The sequence below is a fragment of the Streptococcaceae bacterium ESL0729 genome (assembly GCA_029391995.1).
Lineage (GTDB): Bacteria > Bacillota > Bacilli > Lactobacillales > Streptococcaceae > Floricoccus.
The window spans coordinates 1-19,138 of record CP113924.1; the positions used below are offsets into that span (position 1 = coordinate 1).

A 19,138-nucleotide genomic window follows, 5' to 3' on the forward strand; every position below is an offset into this window, starting at 1 on the left:
TTTTATGAAACTAAACAAACTTGAGTTGCAGTTTTGGAATAAAATTAAGGCCCTGGCTAGGGAAAATATTAAACCTGCAGCTTACGAGTATTTTATTGAAACTGCAAGGCTCTTAACTGTCGACAATAAGGAGGCTAAAATCCTTGTTGAGACTACCTTCCAAGAACCATTTTGGCAGGGACAAGAAGACCTGATAACAACTGCAGGCTTTGAAGTTTATGGTGATAAGATAACTTTTACCCTTCTTGCCTCAGATAAGATTACTGATGATGAGCTGGCTCTTTATGAAACAACAAGAGAAGAAGCTAAAAACCCTAGTGGAAGTGCCTTGGATTCTGGCCTTGATGAAAAGGCTAATATGGGAATTAGATCTGATTATACCTTTGAAAATTTTGTCCAAGGGGAAGGGAATAAATGGACCTTAGCTGCTGCTATCGCAGCCAGTGACTCTCCTGGTAAACTATATAATCCTTTATTTATCTACGGGGGTGCAGGCCTTGGGAAAACCCATCTAATGCATGCCATTGGTAATGAAATACTAGAGGATAATCCCAAAGCTAAGGTAAAGTATGTCTCAAGCGAAACCTTTGTCAATGATTATGTAAATGCAACCAGAAAAAATAAGATGGATGTTTTTACTAATACTTATCGAAATCTTGATCTACTACTTCTTGACGACGTTCAATTCTTTAGCGGCAAAGAAGGAACCCTTAATGAATTCTTCTCAACATTCAATGCCTTATACGACAAGGAAAGCCAAATTGTTCTTACTAGTGACAGACTTCCACAGGAGCTTAATAACCTAGAAGAGCGTCTAGTTTCACGCTTCTCGTGGGGACTTACAACTGATATTACTCCCCCAGACTATGAAACAAGAATGGCCATCCTGCTAAATCTAGCTGAGAAGTCTGATATCCATTTTGATGATAAAACCTTGGGCTATATTGCCGGACAAATTGATTCAAATATTAGGGAACTTGAAGGGGCCTTCAACAGAGTTGAGTTCGTCACCAAAACGTCCAACCTTTCAGCAGCCAATATTGAGATGGCTGAAAAGGCTCTTGAAGGACTTAAGGCTAAACCCAATGCAGTTAAAACACTTGTGGCTACCGAAGAAATCCAAGCAGCGGTAGCCCGTCATTATGATATAAGTGTTGAAGATATCTTAGGTCGCAAACGTGTTAAGCAAATAGCCTTCCCCCGTCAAGTAGCCATGTATCTTAGTCGAGAGCTTACTGACAATAGCCTGCCCAAAATTGGAACTGAATTTGGTGGTAAGGATCACACAACAGTTATGTATGCCTACGACAAGATCAAAGATTTGATGAAAGTTGACTCTGATTTGCAAAAAGATGTCGATAGCATTAAAAGTAGTCTAAAATAAGCCTGTGGAAAACTAGCTGACTTATCCCAAGCTTATCCACAATTAATCCACAGGATAAATCCTTTTAAATCAAGGGATTAGATCACTTATCCCAAGTATCCACAGGACTTATTACTATTACTATTCTACTTATACTTAATATATATATAAAAAAGGAGTTTAAAAATATGATTAATTTTTCAATCAACAGAAGTGCCTTCTTAAATTCATTAAAAATTGTTAAACTTGCCATTAGCTCAAAAGTTGTTATTCCATCTTTGTCAAAAGTAAAAATTTCAGTTGATGCAGAAGGTCTAACCTTGACTGGTTCAAATGGACAAATCTCAATTGAGCATTTCCTTTCAAAGGACGATGAAAATGCTGGAATGTTTATCAATGGTGTTGGTAGTATTCTCCTAGAGGCTTCTTTCTTTGATAGTATTGTTTCAAACCTTCCAGAAGTAACCTTTGAATTTAAGGAACTTGAACAAAACCAAGTCCTCCTTACATCAGGCAAATCTGAAATTACCCTAAAAGGACTTGCTTCTGAAAATTATCCACGGATCCAGGAGATTCCGACAGATAATCCTTTGAAGATAAATGTTGGCCTTCTAAAAAATATTTTCTTAGAAACAGCCTTTGCTGCTAGTACCCAAGAAAGTCGTCCCATCTTAACTGGTGTCCATCTAACTCTTTTAGAAAATAAAAAATTAAAGGCCGTGGCAACTGATTCGCACCGTCTCAGTCAAAGGGTGGTTAATTTGGACAAATTAAGCGAAAATTTCGATGTGGTTATTCCAAATAGGTCTCTAAGCGGATTTAAGAGCGTTTTTTCAAACGATAATGATGATGTTGAGGTATTCCTTTCAAGTAGCCAAGTGCTCTTTAGAAACGAAACTACGAGCTTCTACACACGTCTGGTCGAAGGAACTTATCCAGAAACAAATCGTTTAATCCCAAATGACTCAGACTATACCCTTGATTTAACCTTTAATACAGCGGCCTTAAGACATACTATGGACCGTGCTCGCCTGTTAAGTAATGCCACTCAAAATGGTACTGTGAAACTTACAATCGCAGATAACAAAATTATCGCCTCTGTTAACTCACCAGAAGTGGGAAGTGTTCATGAGGAAATTGATGCCCTTAAATATCACGGAGATGATCTTGTAATCAGTTTTAATCCACAGTTTATGATTGATGCCCTAAAAGTCATCCAGGACGCTGAGGTACGTATTAGATTCATCTCAGGCGTTCGTCCCTTTACTCTAGTACCAAATAGTGAGGGAATTGATTTCATTCAGCTTATAACTCCAGTGAGAACAAATTAAGACTTAAGAGCAAATATGTTAGAATAAGACTAAGAAATTAGTCTTATTTTTTATGGAATGAGGTAGACATGAAGATAATTTATACGGATATATACAATGATTTAACAGGCGAGCTCATTAGGAGGGCCAAGGAGATTATGAATCAGGGAAAGAAGATTTTTTACCTGGTTCCATCATCCCTCTCTTTTGAAAAGGAGAAGGAAATCCTTGAAGCTTTTTCTGAGGGCAGGGATACTGCTCTTTTTGATTTAACGGTTTCCCGCTTTAAGCAACTGCCCTGGTATTTTTCAAAGTCGTCGACCTATGAAGACAAAATTGAACTTACCAAGGTTGGAAAAACCATGCTTTTTAAAAAGATTATTAAAAGTTTTTCCAAAAAAGAGCTGCCCCTTTATTTCTCGATGAATTCTAGTGCACCTTTCCTTGATTCACTAGTAGATTTACACCAAGAAATGGAAAAATCTAATCTGACGAGTCAAGATTTACTGTCAAGTCAAGATGATGAAAAAATGAGAGAGTTAGCAAAAATTATCGATTGCTTTAATTTAGAGCTTGCTGAAAAATATGCTAACTATTCTAAGCTTGATAGCTTCATTGACGATCTTGTAAATGACAAATTTACTAATAATTTACAGGATTTGGTTATTGTAATCGATGGTTATTCTAGGTTTTCAGCTGAGGAAGAAAGACTTATATCAGTGTTAAGTCAAAAGGTTTCAAGCCTTATAATAGGTACATATGCAAGCAAAGAATCCTTTACAAGCACCTTCTTACAGGGAAGTGTCTATCAAAATTCAGTAGAGATGATGCTTAGATTCAAGAATTATTTTTCAGCAGAACTTGAATATTTTGTAAATGATGATGTAAATCCAATCTTTACTCAAATTTCTAAAGCTTGGGAGAATGAAAATGACCCAACTTCGACAAAAACATATAATCTCAAGCTAGAAAATCTTGAAAGTGAACGTGTAAAGCTTTGGCAAGCTGTAAACCAAAAAGAAGAGATTGAATATGCAGCCAAGGAAATTAGACAACTTGTTAGTAAAGGTGTTCGCTACAAGGATATTGAAGTTTTAGTTGGTGATTCAGATAATTATCAAATAAAATTGGAACAAATTTTCTCCATGTATGAAATTCCAATCTTTTATTCCAATGAAGAGTCGATGCGAGATCATCCGCTCATTACTTTAATTGAGAATATTATCAGGCTTAAGCGTTATAACTATAATTTAAATGACGTTATCAATCTCTTGAAGGCTCAGATCTATTTTCCCCTTCCTTATAATTTAGATGATGTCTATGATTTTGAATTCTACCTGGCAGCAAATAATATTAATGGAAGAAAGAACTACCTTAGTGACTTTACAAGTATTTTTGACCAGGATGATCTTTTTAGGATAAATGAGCTGAGAGAAGGACTTTTTGGGGAAAATTCTCCCTTACAAAAAATAACTACTTATAATAGAAGAAAACTTGCAAAAAATGTCGTAAAAGACTTTAAAGATTTCCTAAAAGATGCCTCAGTTATCCAGATTATGGACAGGTTATACACAGAAGCTGAGGATAACAATGACTTTGCCACAGCAAATCGCCACCAACAGGTGTGGGATTTGATGCTTCTTAGTATGGAAGAGTTTTTGGCAGTTTTTGATGGGCAAAAGCTAACCATGGAAGAGTTCCTAGACCTGCTTTACTCAGGTCTTGCAGCAGCTACTTACCGAGGTATTCCAGCTAATGTTGATGTTGTAAAGGTTAGAGACTGTGGGCTTGTTGAGCCTAGGAGTTCTAAATATGTCTATGTTTTAGGTCTTAGCCAAAATAACTTTCCTAAAAGTAAAACAAATACAACCCTATTATCTGATGATGACAGGCTAAAAATTAATGAATCTTTAAAAGATAATAACAGGCCTGGGGATAATGTTAGTAAGTTTATTGATCAATTGAGCCAAACAAGTAGTGCTAAGAATATTTATAATGCCCTATCCCTTTTTAATTCTGCAACAGAAAAGTTAGTTTTGTCTTATCCACAGGTGTATGATTCTAGCCAGGAAGATTTTTCTCCCTATCTTAAGTTTTTGGTGGATATGGGGATAAAAGTCCAGGTAAAAGGTGGAATAAATCTTGCGTCTGGTCTTGAGGAGATAGGTAATTATCCGGGTCTTTTAGCTAATATTGGTAAGTTAGAGCGTTTGATGCAAGACGAAACATCTCTTAAGGCCAAGGATTCGTCCACAAGATTAGCCTTCTGGCGGAGTTTGACAAGGATTTTAAAAAATAATCCCCAATATAATAAGATTATTGAGGGAGCAAGGGATGAAATAAAACCAAGTAAAATTTCAAAGGAGGTAGTGGATAGTTTTTACAAGGATAAGATATATGCCTCAGTTTCTTCATTTGAGAACTTTTATAATTGCCAATATAAGTACTTTATTAACAATACTCTACTATTAAAAGAACTTGAAACCTTGTCACTTGATTCTAGGATTTCTGGAAACTACTTTCATGAAGTTTTTGAACGCTTAATGCTTATTGGGCCTAACTCTCAAAATTTTGATAAGAGCCTTAAGGCTTCATTAAAGGAGGTCTATTCAGAAAGAAATTACCGCTACTATTTTCAAAATGAAACGGGGAAATATCTTTATCAAAATCTAATTGATATTATTGAGCAGACATCAACCATGCTCTTAAGTGTTGTAAAAGAGGGCAATATCAGTCCAGAGAAGTTTGAGGAGACATTTGGTTTTCCACAATCTAGGCTTACTGATTATTCGGTTAAAATTGATGAAAATCACGACTTAAAATTAAGAGGTAAGATTGATAGAATTGACAAGATATCAGATAAAATCGGAATCATTGATTATAAGTCGGGTAATTTATTCTTTGATTTGAATAAGGCCTTTAGTGGTCAAAGTTTACAGTTTATGACTTATTTAGATATCCTAAGAAGGAATTATTCAAGTGATATTTGGGGTGCAAGCTACCTAAGGCTACAAAATCCAGAATTTAATCTCAAGGATTTAGTAAGTCTTGATGACCTACCAAGTAAGCTTCTCAAGGAGATGTCCTACAAGGGAATTTTTAATGGAGATGACCTTCCTTATCTAAGAGATACAAAGCTCTATGATATAGGTAGAAATAATTATTTTTCCAAGCAGGAAATTGATGACTTGATTGGCCATAATGAAATTCTTTATAAGAGAGCGGCAAGAAGTCTTTTGGATGGTGAGCTTGAAATAAATCCAGTTGCTGATAAAAGTAAGGTTTTGGGATGCGAATATTGCAATTTGAAGGCGATTTGTAAATTTGAACCAAATATCCATATGAATTACACCAGGCAGATCGGTAAGCAATCAAGGGAAGATATATTTAAGGAGATTTCAGATGACAGAGCTTAAACTCACAAAAGAACAAACCCAGGCCATAACAGATAGTGGCCAAAATATCCTTGTATCTGCTAGTGCGGGAAGTGGTAAGACCTTTGTAATGGTTGAAAGAATTATTGGTAAAATTCGGCAGGGAATTAGGATTGAAGATCTTTTTATTTCAACCTTTACAGTTAAGGCTGCTAGTGAATTAAGAAGCCGGATTGATAAGAAGTTACGGGAAGAGCGGAGGTTATCAAAGGATCCTGTCGAAAGGCAGTTGTTTACACAAGCTTTACAGGGTCTTGATACAGCCCACATTGGTACCACTGACGCTTATACTAGCTACATCTTAAAACAGTTTTACTATACCATTGATCTTGATCCCAATTATAGGCTTATGGCCGACAAGGCCGAACAGGATGTCCTAAAAGAAGAAACTTTCACAGCTCTTTTTGAAGATTACTTAGCTGGAAGTGATCAGCTGGCTGAAGACTTGAGGATGTGTAAAGATAGGTTTACAGCCCTAGCAAAAAATTACTCAAATGACCGTAATAATAAGGGTTTTAAAGAAGTAATTTACAAGATTCATGCTTTTTCAGAAAGTACTGAAGACCCGAGAGCTTGGCTACAGCACAACTTTTTACAGGCAGCCAATGATTACCTAAAATTTACTGATCTACCCGATTCATTTTTTGAAGAATGGAAGAAGGATGTCTATGATTTTATCACCTTGATGGAATTTTATAAGGACAGTGACCTTTTTACTACCAAAAAACAGCTTGAAAAGGTTAATTCATTTTTTGATGAACTACCAAGACTAGTTAAGGCTATGGTTAACAATGATTTAGAATCCTTTGGACAAATTTTTTCTGGCTTGGATTTTGATATCCGCTTTGGAAAAACAGACGATGAATTAATCAAGGAAAAAAGAGAGGAATTTAAGGCACAAAAAAATAGTCTAGTTGGTAGTAAAAGTAAGCCTGGATCAATTTTAAAATTTATAAATAATCTTAACCATCCATCTTTGGTTGAAGAATTCAGTAGTAAAGCTTTGCCTCTGCTGGAAGACTTGCAGAAGGTAGCTCTCGCCTTTTATGATGCTTACTTAAAAGCAAAATTAAGGGAGAATCTCTTGGAGTATGCCGATATCAATCATTTGGCCTTGAAAATTCTTAAAGAGAATGAGAGCATCAGAAAAACTTTAGCAGACAAGTACAATGAAATTATGATTGATGAGTATCAGGATGCTAACCAGGTCCAAGAGGCCTTGTATCAACTTATAAGTAAGGGGAATAATCTCTTTATGGTTGGTGACATTAAGCAATCGATTTACAGCTTTAGGCAGGCTGATTCAAGCTTATTTCTTTCTAAATATCTTTCTTATGGACAGAATGTAGGAGGTAAGCTGATTAGGTTGAAGGAAAATTTTAGAAGTAAGGTTGAAGTTTTAAGTTTTACCAATAGTTTTTTTGAATCACTCATGGATGAGAAGCTAGGTCAAATGGACTACGGGGAGGAAGAGAAGCTAGTTTTTGGATCAAATGAATTTTCCAAGGATGAAGATCCTAGTAATTATCCAGAATTGCTACTCTATCATGAAGAAAAGGACTCCCCTGCTCCTAAAAGTAGCGAAAGTTTAGAAAATCAATCAGCAGTTAAAAATGAAATTATGGTAATTGCTAATAAAATTAAGGAATTACGAGCACAGGGCAAGGATTATAAGGAGATGGTAATTCTTGTTCGGAGCAAAAGCAATAATAATGAAATTGAAGATATTTTAACAGCTATGGGTATTCCTGTTATTCTTGACGAAGGTCGCAATAATTACTTGGAGTCAATGGAAGTTAGGATCATGCTTGAAAGCTTGAGGGCAATTGATAATCCCCTTCAAGATATTTCCTTGGTTGCCCTTTTAAACTCACCCATGTTTGATTTTACAGAAGATGACCTTTTTAGAATTTCTTTACAATCAGAGGATAATCTGCCCTTTTATCGTAAATATCAGCTGGTTCTTGAAGATAGTGGGCAAAGGATGGATTTGATTGAGGGTAGGCTAAGAGATAAATTGCAGTCCTTTGATCAATTTTTTAGTAAATGGATTACAATGTCTAGTAAAGTTTCTTTACATAAATTAATTTGGAAGATTTATGAAGATACTTATTATTACGAGTATGTTGGTGCCATGGAGAATGGTAGCCTTAGGCAGGCAAATTTACAAGCTTTACTAACTAGAGCAAGTAGTTTTGAAAAAAATGGTTATAAAGGGCTTTACCGCTTCATCAAAATGATTGATAAGTTCTTAGAGCACAACAATGATCTTGCCAGTGTAAATATTGACCTGCCAGATAATTCTGTAAGGGTGATGACCATCCACAAGAGTAAAGGTTTAGAATTTAACTATGTTTTCCTGATGAAAGTTGAAGGCAGGTTTAATGAAAAAGACTTGAATGGTAAGATTATTTTATCCAAAGAAAAAGGGCTTGGTAGTCAGTATAAGGCCAATTTTACAGACCGAGTAACGACAGATTTTCCCTTTGCTTTAGTTAATATAGAAACTTTAGCCTATAAACTTAACCGGGAAGAGAATCTTCGTAATTCCTTGGCGGAGGAGATGAGGATACTTTACGTAGCTTTTACAAGAACTGTAAAGAAACTTTACATAGTATCAGCAATTTCAGAAAATAAGCTGAAGACCAAGTATCAATCTGCCCATCTGGAACAATCAAAGCTGGATTTTAAGTCCAGAAAGAATGCAAAGTCTTATCAGGACTGGTTGCTTGCTTTACTTTATGCCTATGAAGGTCAAGGGCTTCTTGATATCTTTGAAGGGAAAAAGCTTGTTTCTGATCAACTGAAACTTATAATTAATCTTATAGATTTTAGTGATGGACAGGAGGTCACTCATGTTGATGGTTCTTTTGATGAAATCAAGCAAGAGCTTAAAGAATTTGATGATGAGCTGCTCTACCTTGATGATGTAAAGGAAGCCAGGAGGATTTTAGATTCAGCTGATGAGATGAATGAAAAATATAAAAGAGCCATAAATCTTCCAACCATTCAAACACCTAGTCAGATTAAGAAAAGATATGAAAAAATAATTGAAGTAGAGCCAATAATCAATATGAGGCAGGAAGCTTTACACAAGTTTACACTTGATGTAAATGATAAAGTTAGCCCCAGTGAGTTGGGAAGTGCGGTCCATGAATTTATGCAGTTAGTTGATCTTGATGACACGAGCTTAAATGGATTGAAGGATACTTTAGCTAGAGTAGCGGCAAGAAAAGCTGTCAAGAAGGTCATTGATTTAGAAAAAATATCCACCTTTTTTACCAGTGATTTTGGTCAATTTATGATTGAAAATAAGGATAAATTAACTAGGGAAGCACCATTTTCAATGCTGAAAACTGACTCTCAAGCTAGTGAGCAATACTTAATTCGGGGAATTGTGGATGGTTTTATTAAGCTTAAAGATAAAATTATTCTTTTTGACTACAAGACTGATCGATTTACGAGTAATAGGCAAATTCCTAAACTTGAAGATCGTTACAGGGTTCAAATGGAACTCTATGAGCAAGCTTTGAAAATGAGCTACAAGATTGAAAAGGTAGAAAAATACTTAATTTTACTAGGTGGACCAGGTCATGTTATTACCCATAAAATGGACTGATTTACATGTGAGTAAATTGATTTTTTAGTTAGTTTATAGTAAAATTAACATGCTAATCTTAGGGGGAGGCCAGATAAATGACATATGATTTAGGTGATTTTGTTGAAATGAAAAAACCTCATGCCTGTACAGTTAAATCGACTGGGAAAAAAGCAAATCGTTGGGAGATTATTAGAATGGGTGCAGACATTAAAATTAGATGTACCAATTGCAATCATATCGTTATGATGGGTCGCCATGATTTTGAAAAAAAATTAAAAAAGGTTTTATAAGTTAAAGATTAAATAGATAGTAATAGGAGACAAGAATGGCTTTAACAGCTGGTATTGTTGGTCTACCAAATGTTGGTAAATCAACGCTTTTTAATGCAATTACACAGGCAGGAGCAGAGGCTGCAAACTATCCGTTTGCGACAATTGACCCAAATGTTGGGATGGTTGAAGTACCTGATGCTCGCCTGCAAAAATTAACTGAACTAGTTAAACCTAAAAAAACGGTTCCAACAACTTTTGAGTTTACTGATATTGCGGGTATCGTCCGTGGTGCCAGCCGCGGTGAAGGTTTAGGGAATAAATTTTTAGCAAATATTCGTGAAGTTGACGCAATCGTCCACGTGGTTCGTGCCTTTGATGATGAAAATGTTATGCGTGAACAAAACCGTGAGGGTGACTTTGTTGATCCTATGGCTGATATTGAGACAATCAATCTTGAGCTCATCTTAGCTGACCTTGAGTCCGTTAATAAACGAATTGCCCGCGTTGAAAAGATTGCTCGTACGACAAAAGATAAGGATGCTCAAGCTGAGTTTGCTGTTCTTGAAAAAATAAAACCAGTTCTTGAGGACGGAAAATCAGCAAGAACAATTGAATTTAACGAGGACGAAGAAAAGGTTGTTAAGGGATTGTTCCTTCTTACGACTAAGCCCGTTCTTTATGTAGCAAATGTTTCTGAAGATGAGGTGGCAGATCCTGAGGCTATTGATTACGTTAAACAAATCCGTGATTTTGCAGCGACTGAAAATGCTGACGTGGTCGTGATTTCTGCCAAGGTTGAAGAAGAAATTTCAATGCTTGATGAGGAAGAAGAAAAGCTAGAATTTTTAGAAGCGATTGGTCTTACTGAATCAGGTGTTGATAAGCTAACTCGTGCAGCTTATCACTTGCTAGGTCTTGGAACCTACTTTACAGCTGGTGAAAAAGAGGTTCGTGCCTGGACCTTTAAACGTGGTATGAAAGCACCACAAGCTGCTGGAATTATCCATAGTGACTTTGAAAAAGGATTTATTAGAGCAGTAACCATGGCTTACGACGATCTTTTACAATACGGGAGCGAACGAGCTGTTCGTGAAGCAGGACGTCTGCGTGAAGAAGGAAAAGAATATGTTGTCCAAGATGGAGACATCTTAGAATTCCGTTTTAACGTTTAATAATTAAGTAAAGAGGTTTACATTTATGTAAACCTCTTTGTAAATATACAGGAGAAAATCATGACAAAAATGATAGTTGGATTGGGAAATCCGGGAAGTAAGTATAAGGATACAAGACATAATGTTGGGTTTATGGTTGTAGACGAATTAGCCAAAGAAAATAATTTAACCTTTACAAGGGATAAGACTTTTGCAGCTGATATAGCAACAACTTTTATTAATGGTGAAAAAATTTACCTGGTAAAACCTGTAACTTTTATGAATGAATCAGGTAAGGCAGTCGGTCCTCTTCTTTCTTATTATGGTTTAGATAACGAGAATCTTCTTGTTATTTATGATGATTTGGATATGGAACCTGGAAAGATTCGCCTTAGGGCTAAGGGTTCAGCAGGAGGCCATAATGGGATTAAAAGTATTATAGCTCATACAGGTAGTCCTGTCTTTAACCGTATTAAAATCGGAATAGGTCGTCCCAAGCACGGGATGAAAGTTCCTGATCATGTTTTAGGGAAATTTGATACAGATGATAGTATTGCAATTGATTTAGCTATAGAAAAAGCCTGTCAAGCTTGTGTTGACTATATAAAGGATGATGATTTTATAGCTTGTATGAATAAGTATAATGGTAATTGATATGGATTTGATAAATTTTTTAAATGATAATAGAAGTTTACAAAATTGGCAATCTAAGTTTACAAGTTTGTCAAGGCAGCTTATCTTGGGTCTATCAGGAAATATAAAATCCTTAATTATGGCCAATGCCTATAAGAACAATCCTAAAAAATATGTAATTATAACAGATAGCCAGTATCATGCAAGTGAACTTTATGAGGAATTAACAGCTCTTTTGGGGGAAGAACATGTCAGTCAATTTTTTTCTGATGATAATGTTTATGCAGAATACGCTATTGCAAGTAAGGACCGACTTGCATATAGATTGGCAGCCCTTGATTTTTTAACGGACCCTCAAAAGGAAGGTTTTGTAATTGTTCCTTTTTTGAGTATGAGACAGCTTCTGCCCCAGGTTGACGCTTTTAAAAAGACTTGTCAAGTTATTGAAGTAGGTCAGGAATATGATTTAAGGACCTTAGTTAGCCTCTTAAGTCATATAGGTTATGATAAAACTCAAAGGGTTATGGCTCCAGGTGAATTTTCTCAAAGGGGAGATATTCTTGACATTTATCCCTTGGATGCTGATTATCCAGTAAGAATTGAGTTTTTTGGTGATGAAGTAGATGGCATTAGATTTTTTGATGTGGAGAGTCAACGTTCTTTACAACAAATTGACAGTTTTGAAATAAAGGCTGCCAGTGATTTCATTTTAGATGATGCTGAATTTTCTAGGGGTCTTAAAAAGCTTAAAGAAGTTCATGAAAAAACGACAGATTTAAAGGTCAGATCTTACTTGGAAGAGATTATTGCTGCTTCAAAGAATAGTCACTATCATAGAGATTTACGAAAATTTTCAGAGTTTTTCTATGAAAAAAAGACAAGTCTTCTTGATTATTTTCCAAAAAATATTGAGATTTTTATTGATGATTTTCAAAAAATAAATGAGATGAACAATAAAATTAATCTTGAACTGGGTGATTTTATTGTCGGTGAAAAAAACCTTAATCACCACATAGATGGACAGGAATATCTAGCAGATACCATGCCCAAGGTTCGAAATTATAAGCCTGCAACTTTTTTTTCAAACTTCCAAAAGGGTCTAGGTAATCTTAGATTTGATGCTATTTATAATTTTAATCAACATAGCATGCAGGATTTTTTTGGCCAACTACCCCTCCTTACCGCTGAAATTGCAAGATTTATAAAAAATAAGTACACAGTTGTTCTTCTAGCTAGCCCTCAAAAATACGGGAAAATGGAGGAAGCTCTTAGGGATGAGGGATTAAAATTTAAAGAGGTTGCTGAAGATAATCTGGGAAAAAATCAAGTAAACTTGATTTCATCAACAGTAATTTCTAAGGGTTTTAATTTTTTAGATGAAAAATTAGTGGTAATTACTGAGGCTGAGATTTTTGGAAAGGTTCGGAAGAAAAAAATAAGGCGTTCAAGTAAAATTTCAAATGCTGAACGTTTGAAAGATTATAATGAACTTGAGATTGGCGACTTTGTTGTCCACAAAAATCATGGTATAGGTAAATACTTAGGAATTGAGACCATTGAAATTGGTGGGGTTCATAGGGATTATTTAACCATTCAATATCAAAATTCAGACAGGATATCTGTTCCCATTGATCAACTTGACATGCTAACCAAATATACAGCAAGTGAAGGTAAGGCACCTAAGATAAATAAGTTAAATGATGGTCGCTGGAAGCGAACTATGAAGACTGTAAACAAGCAGGTTGAGGACATATCTGATGATTTAATTAGACTTTATGCCATTCGTCAAAGTCAAAAAGGGTTTGCCTTTTTACGGGATGAAAAAGGTGAATCTGAATTTGATAATAATTTCTCCTTTGTCGAAACTGAAGACCAGCTGAGAAGTGTCAATGAGATTAAAAAGGACATGGAAAAAGACAGACCGATGGACCGTTTATTGGTCGGTGACGTTGGTTTTGGGAAAACAGAGGTGGCCATGAGAGCGGCCTTTAAGGCGGTAAACAATCACAAGCAGGTAGCAGTTCTTGTTCCGACAACAGTCCTTGCTGAGCAGCACTATAAGACTATGCTAGATCGTTTTAATGAATTTGGTGTTGAAATAGCAGTTCTTTCCCGCTTTCAAACCAAGGCCCAACAAACTAAAATCCTTGACGACTTAAAAAAGGGAAGAATTGATATCATTGTTGGAACCCATCGAATTTTATCCAAGGATGTTGAGTTCTTTGACCTTGGTCTCATGATAATTGATGAGGAACAACGGTTTGGTGTAAAGCACAAGGAACGACTAAAGGAATTGAAATCCCAGGTTGATGTTTTGACCCTCACAGCTACCCCAATCCCAAGAACTTTACACATGTCGATGCTTGGGATACGTGATCTTTCAGTCATTGAAACTCCACCTACTAATAGATATCCTGTCCAAACCTATGTAATGGAGCTTAATTACGGGGTAATTCGTGATGCCAGCCTTCGTGAAATAAGTAGGGGAGGTCAAGTTTTTTACCTTTACAATAGGGTTGACACCATTGAACAAAAGGTGAATCAACTATCAGAATTAATTCCTGAGGCAAGAATTGGTTATGTACATGGTCAAATGAATGAAGTCCAACTAGAAGATACCCTACTTGACTTTATTAACGGGGAATATGATATCTTAGTTACAACAACCATTATTGAAACGGGTGTTGATATCCCCAATGCCAATACTCTATTTGTTGAAAGTGCTGATTATATGGGTCTTTCCCAACTTTACCAGCTGAGGGGACGCGTTGGTCGGAGTAACCGGATAGCCTATGCTTACTTTATGTATGATCCAAGTAAGCAGTTGACAGAGGTCAGTGAAAAGAGACTAGACGCTATTAAAGGCTTTACTGAGCTTGGTAGTGGATTTAAGATAGCTATGAGAGACCTATCAATTAGAGGTGCGGGTAATCTGCTTGGGGCTGAGCAGTCAGGTTTTATTGAAAGTGTTGGTTTTGACCTCTACAGCCAGCTTCTTGAAGAATCTGTCAATAATCGCCTCGGTCGAAAAAATTCTAAGCCAATGACTAGTGCTGAAATTAATATTGGTATTGACGCCTTTATTCCATCAGAATATATTACCGATGAAAGGCAAAAAATTGAAATATACAAGAGGATTAGAGAAATTTCTAGCCGTGAAGACTATGAAAATATCCAAGATGAGTTAATTGATCGTTTCGGGGAGTATCCAGATCCAGTAGCCTACTTACTTGAAGTTGGTTTATTAAAACACTATGCTGATAATGCTCTTGTTGAAAAAATTGTGAAGAAGGTTGATGTAATTATTTACACTATGTCTAGCTTGGCAAAAAATACCTATCTTCCACAAGATTATTTTGATGCCCTATCTAAGACTGATTTACCTGTAAAAATTGGAGATGAGGGTGGAGTTATGGTACTTCGCTTTGATATAAAGAAGATAAAAAGTGTAAACTACTTGACTGAACTTGTAAACTTTACTGAAAGATTAAGTGAGATTAGGGACGGTAAGCAACCTAGAAAAACCACAGCAGGAGAGGATTAAATGTCCAAAAGGATTAAAGGGGTAAATATTTTAATTATATCTAGCTTAGTTGGGAAGATCCTATCAGCCATCTACCGCTTTCCCTACCAAAATATAGTAGGTGATTTGGGGTTTTATGCCTACCAACAGGTCTACCCATTTTATGCTATTGTTACCTGTCTTAGTCTTACAGCCCTCCCTAATTTCCTATCAAGTTTACTTAATACCTCAGAAAAGCCAGATGAGGTAAGGGGTCAATTCTTCCAAGTAACCCTTTTTCTTTCAATCGCAGCTTTTGTTATTCTATCTCTCTTCGCCCTACCTCTGGCCAAGGCCATGGGTACAGTAAATTTAGCCTTGCCTTTGGTTTCATCGGTTCTTCCTTTGCTATTAGTACCTTTTTTATCCCTTTACAGGGGTGTAAATCAGAGTAAACTTGACATGCAGACAACAGCCATTTCTCAGTTACTTGAGCAGCTTGTCAGGGTGTCAATGATAATTTTGGCTGCTACAAGTTTTATTAGCTTCAATAAAGATGTTTACCTGGTAAGCTCCCTAGCTATGCTGGGAAGTTTCTTTGCTGGTTTGGTAGCTTTAATTTATTTGATGTCAAAATCGAACTTAAAGGTTAAGGATTTGTTCAAATCTTTTTGGAAGATTGATGACAAGGTAAAAATTATTAGGGAATTTGGTCTATCATCGCTAGTCTTTGTCTTTTTTATGATTTATATGTTAATTTTTCAATTAATTGACGTATTTATTGTTAAAGATAGTTTGGTTGCTGGCGGCTATAGCAGTGAGCAGGCAGAGATTTTGAAAGGTATTTATGATAGGGGGCAGCCATTTTTACAACTTGGTCTGGTCTTTGTTACATCAATTTTTACTAGTGCTCTACCTAAGCTTAGCTTAGAAAAAGATGATGGCTATCTTAAAACGATATTTGACTTGGTTGTCTACCTATCGATAACTTTAACTGTTGGTTTGTGTCTTCTTTTACCCCAGATGAATGAGGTTTTATTTAAGACTAATAGTCAGCCAGAGGCCTTGATTATTTTTTCAAGTCAGGTTGCTTTTGTTGGGATTATTCAGTTTTATCACCACCTGTTATTTCTTGAAGGAAAAAATAAGATGTCAGCTTTGATTCTTCTGGTCGGTCTTCTTGTTAAGTTGAGTCTGACTTCCTTTCTTACAAAAAGTTATGGTCTAAGCGGAGCAAGTTCTTCAAGTCTTATCAGTTTACTGATAATTTTGATTCTTTATATTTTTGTAAGTCGCAAGTTTCCCAAGCAAATATTTAATTTTAACTACTGGATATCTCTAGCTTTGATGGTTTTTCTCATTTATTTTGGTTCAACCATGTTTCACGTGGAACATCGAATTCTTCAAGCCTTTAAGGTTTTCTTGATAATTGTTATATCTGCCTTAGCTTTTTTAATCTCCTGTAAAAAACTTAATGCTTTTTCAAAAAGCTTGTGGGATGAAATAAATCTCTAAAAAATTTTTGTAGATAATTTTAAACTAATATTTTTTTGTGTTATAATCTAGTCATGAGATTAGATAAATTTTTAAAAGTAAGTAGACTTATCAAAAGACGTACTGTCGCTAAAGAGGTAGCAGATAAGGGAAGAATAAAACTAAATAGTGTACTAGCTAAGAGTTCAAGTACTGTTAAGTACGGAGATCTTTTGACCATTCAATTTGGTAATAAAGTTGTTGAAGTGCGTGTACTGGAAACAAAGGATAGCACTAAAAAAGAAGATGCTAGTAAGATGTATGAGTTGATTAGCGAGACGAGGTTGAATCAAGATGACCAAGAAAAAGAAGGTTGTTAGACTCAATAATGATTATACCAATATGCAGATGATTAAAAAGGGAAAATTAATTAGGGGAAGGCTTCTAACCCGTAGGCATATGGGCATTATTTTAGTTGTTTTTACTGTGCTCTTGTCTTTTGCAGCCCTTAATCTTGTGTCAGGTTACCAAGATTTGAGGAGAAATATTGCCCTTGAAAAGACTTACGAGGAAGAAAATAACAAGCTTACCCAGACGATTGCTCTTAAGGAAAAGCAGGTTATTAAGCTACAAGATGACGATTATGTTGCCAAGTATGCACGGGCTAAGTACTTCTATTCAAGAGACGGGGAGCTAATTTTTAACATACCTGAGTTAATAAGTCACTCCAATACAAGTAAAGAAAATGAATAAAAGAAGATATGAAATTTCCAATATAACGAGATTTGGCATCTTTGTTGGCCTAGATAATGGTCGGACTGGGCTTGCCAGATGGGTAAATGTCCCTAAAAAAGGAGTTTATCACAAGGGTGACTTGGTCCTAGTTGATACTTTAGAAGAAGATTCTAACGGCAAGATTAGCCTTGCTATTTTGCCAGAGACTTTTTCCCAGAAGTATGATGATTTTCTAGAAACTTCCTATGAAGTTCTGTTAGATGTTCAGGAAAAAAATAAGGAAATTAGAAAAATATTAGATAAGTAAAACATCAACTTTTGATTGTCAGAAGTTGATGTTTTACTTGTTTTGAAGTGAGGGATTTTTTTGAATAAAACAAGATATCTGCTATTACTTGCTCTTTTTTTACTTGTAGTTTGCGGGGGCTATACTTACTGTAAATTTAAGGAAAAAGCAGCATCCGCAACAGAAATGACAAGTGATCTAAATAGGTACTATCAAGCCATACCTGAGCAAGCTAGTGTGTTTACAGATACTTTTACATACGTTGACAAAGACTTGACAAGTAAAGGTCAGATGATTGAGGCCTTTACCAATTTAAAAATAAAATCATTGATGACATCAAATTCAGGTCTGATGTTGTTTCAGCTAGAGGATAATTCCTTTATACCGGCTTTGAAATCCATCGTTTATCCTAATAATATAGGCTATAAAAAGTTAGTTAATGAAATTAAAACAATTAAAAACCAGACAGAAACATATAAAATACCCCAAGAAAATAAAGATTATCTTTACGATGTTGTAAATGATAGTGTAAATATAAGTTTACAACAGGAGGTTGAAATTGACAAGGAAGTTTTCGTATCTTTTGTAAATCAAGGTCAACTCATCTGGATTAAAAAAAATCGGTTGGAGAATCTAAGTCCTAATTATGAAAGACTTCAAAAATTATTAAATGAAAATTATGATAGCGAAAATTTTTCAATTTACATCCAGGATTTAGCTTCAGATGAGAGTGCCTCAATAAATCCAGACCAGCTCATGTATTCGGCCAGTCTGGCTAAACTTCCTATCCTATATTGGGTACAAAAGCAGATTGCAGAAGGGCTTGACTCCAATAAAGCCTATCAATATGTAAATGCTGTGAATGAAGGAGCTTTCTCCTTTCAACCAGCAGGAAGTGGATTTTTAAGTAAGACGGCAGACAATAAGGAATATAAGTTATCAGATCTAATTACCTATACTGGAAAACGTTCTGATAATGTTGCTAGTAACTTGTTGTCCTACTACCTGTGTGAGAATAATAAGGAGTTGTTCAATGAAAGTATAAGTTTGCTTGCTGGTAGAAGATGGAATTTAGAAGATAGGCAGGCTTCAAGTAGGATGACAGGCAAGTTGATGGTCGAACTATATAAGCTTGGTGGTCAGAGCTATCAAGCCCTTAAACATACTGATTTTGACAATCAAAGAATACCTAAATATTTACCAAGTAACATAAGCATTGCCCATAAAATTGGTGAGGCCTATGATTTTCACCATGATGTGGCGATAGTTGAAGCTCCTAAAGCTTACCTTATAAGTGTGGAGACGCAAAATGATGTAGATATTGATGATATTAGTAGGCTGTCAAAGGAAGTTTATGAAATTTTGGTGGGAGAGTAGG

Annotated in this window: 13 protein-coding genes; all 13 read left to right on the top strand. The window is 35.7% G+C overall.

The features are described 5' to 3' along the window. The first annotated feature begins 4 nt into the window (after window positions 1–4). The 13 genes from dnaA to OZX68_00065 all read left to right on the top strand — a co-directional run bounded on the left by dnaA (window position 5) and on the right by OZX68_00065 (window position 19,137). Window positions 5–1,384 carry a chromosomal replication initiator protein DnaA gene (gene dnaA / locus OZX68_00005; protein WEV60678.1) on the top strand — a complete coding sequence of 460 codons (1,380 nt, stop codon included), beginning with the start codon at window positions 5–7 and terminating at the stop codon, window positions 1,382–1,384. Between the two features lie 167 nt (window positions 1,385–1,551). After that, complete coding sequence (gene dnaN, locus OZX68_00010; GenBank protein ID WEV60679.1) at window positions 1,552–2,694, top strand: DNA polymerase III subunit beta; 1,143 nt, start codon at window positions 1,552–1,554, stop codon at window positions 2,692–2,694. 68 nt (window positions 2,695–2,762) lie between these two features. Next, window positions 2,763–6,089 (top strand): ATP-dependent nuclease subunit B, encoded by a 3,327-nt coding sequence (gene rexB / locus OZX68_00015; GenBank protein ID WEV60680.1) that lies wholly within the window; start codon window positions 2,763–2,765, stop codon window positions 6,087–6,089. Beyond that, window positions 6,076–9,726 (top strand): helicase-exonuclease AddAB subunit AddA, encoded by a 3,651-nt coding sequence (gene addA, locus OZX68_00020; protein ID WEV60681.1) that lies wholly within the window; start codon window positions 6,076–6,078, stop codon window positions 9,724–9,726. The genes rexB and addA overlap by 14 nt, the downstream gene beginning before the upstream one ends. A 77-nt stretch (window positions 9,727–9,803) precedes the next feature. Beyond that, window positions 9,804–9,998: a DUF951 family protein gene (locus tag OZX68_00025; protein WEV60682.1), complete on the top strand. Its 195-nt coding sequence runs from the start codon at window positions 9,804–9,806 to the stop codon at window positions 9,996–9,998. Window positions 9,999–10,033: 35 nt separating this feature from the next. Further along, window positions 10,034–11,152, top strand: coding sequence for a redox-regulated ATPase YchF (gene ychF / locus OZX68_00030; GenBank protein ID WEV60683.1), 1,119 nt, complete (start codon window positions 10,034–10,036; stop codon window positions 11,150–11,152). Between the two features lie 60 nt (window positions 11,153–11,212). Further along, entirely contained in the window at window positions 11,213–11,785 is a 573-nt protein-coding gene (gene pth, locus OZX68_00035; protein ID WEV60684.1) for an aminoacyl-tRNA hydrolase, read from the top strand. Between the two features lies 1 nt (window position 11,786). Further along, window positions 11,787–15,308 carry a transcription-repair coupling factor gene (gene mfd, locus OZX68_00040; GenBank protein WEV60685.1) on the top strand — a complete coding sequence of 1,174 codons (3,522 nt, stop codon included), beginning with the start codon at window positions 11,787–11,789 and terminating at the stop codon, window positions 15,306–15,308. Further along, window positions 15,309–16,781: an oligosaccharide flippase family protein gene (locus OZX68_00045; protein ID WEV60686.1), complete on the top strand. Its 1,473-nt coding sequence runs from the start codon at window positions 15,309–15,311 to the stop codon at window positions 16,779–16,781. Between the two features lie 53 nt (window positions 16,782–16,834). Beyond that, entirely contained in the window at window positions 16,835–17,119 is a 285-nt protein-coding gene (locus OZX68_00050) for an RNA-binding S4 domain-containing protein (protein ID WEV60687.1), read from the top strand. Beyond that, the gene (locus OZX68_00055; protein ID WEV60688.1) at window positions 17,094–17,492 is read left to right on the top strand and encodes a septum formation initiator family protein; all 399 of its coding nucleotides are present in this window, start codon (window positions 17,094–17,096) and stop codon (window positions 17,490–17,492) included. The genes OZX68_00050 and OZX68_00055 overlap by 26 nt, the downstream gene beginning before the upstream one ends. Further along, window positions 17,485–17,781, top strand: a complete 297-nt coding sequence (locus OZX68_00060) for a S1 RNA-binding domain-containing protein (protein WEV60689.1) — start codon at window positions 17,485–17,487, stop codon at window positions 17,779–17,781. The genes OZX68_00055 and OZX68_00060 overlap by 8 nt, the downstream gene beginning before the upstream one ends. Window positions 17,782–17,841: 60 nt before the next feature. Next, complete coding sequence (locus tag OZX68_00065; protein WEV60690.1) at window positions 17,842–19,137, top strand: class A beta-lactamase-related serine hydrolase; 1,296 nt, start codon at window positions 17,842–17,844, stop codon at window positions 19,135–19,137. Window position 19,138: the final 1 nt, after the last annotated feature.

Bases quoted from the DNA above. Each gene is read 5' to 3' on its own strand.
- dnaA (WEV60678.1), top strand. From the start codon at position 5: ATGAAACTAAACAAACTTGAGTTGCAGTTTTGGAATAAAATTAAGGCC.
- dnaN (WEV60679.1), top strand. From the start codon at position 1,552: ATGATTAATTTTTCAATCAACAGAAGTGCCTTCTTAAATTCATTAAAA.
- rexB (WEV60680.1), top strand. From the start codon at position 2,763: ATGAAGATAATTTATACGGATATATACAATGATTTAACAGGCGAGCTC.
- addA (WEV60681.1), top strand. From the start codon at position 6,076: ATGACAGAGCTTAAACTCACAAAAGAACAAACCCAGGCCATAACAGAT.
- OZX68_00025 (WEV60682.1), top strand. From the start codon at position 9,804: ATGACATATGATTTAGGTGATTTTGTTGAAATGAAAAAACCTCATGCC.
- ychF (WEV60683.1), top strand. From the start codon at position 10,034: ATGGCTTTAACAGCTGGTATTGTTGGTCTACCAAATGTTGGTAAATCA.
- pth (WEV60684.1), top strand. From the start codon at position 11,213: ATGACAAAAATGATAGTTGGATTGGGAAATCCGGGAAGTAAGTATAAG.
- mfd (WEV60685.1), top strand. From the start codon at position 11,787: ATGGATTTGATAAATTTTTTAAATGATAATAGAAGTTTACAAAATTGG.
- OZX68_00045 (WEV60686.1), top strand. From the start codon at position 15,309: ATGTCCAAAAGGATTAAAGGGGTAAATATTTTAATTATATCTAGCTTA.
- OZX68_00050 (WEV60687.1), top strand. From the start codon at position 16,835: ATGAGATTAGATAAATTTTTAAAAGTAAGTAGACTTATCAAAAGACGT.
- OZX68_00055 (WEV60688.1), top strand. From the start codon at position 17,094: ATGACCAAGAAAAAGAAGGTTGTTAGACTCAATAATGATTATACCAAT.
- OZX68_00060 (WEV60689.1), top strand. From the start codon at position 17,485: ATGAATAAAAGAAGATATGAAATTTCCAATATAACGAGATTTGGCATC.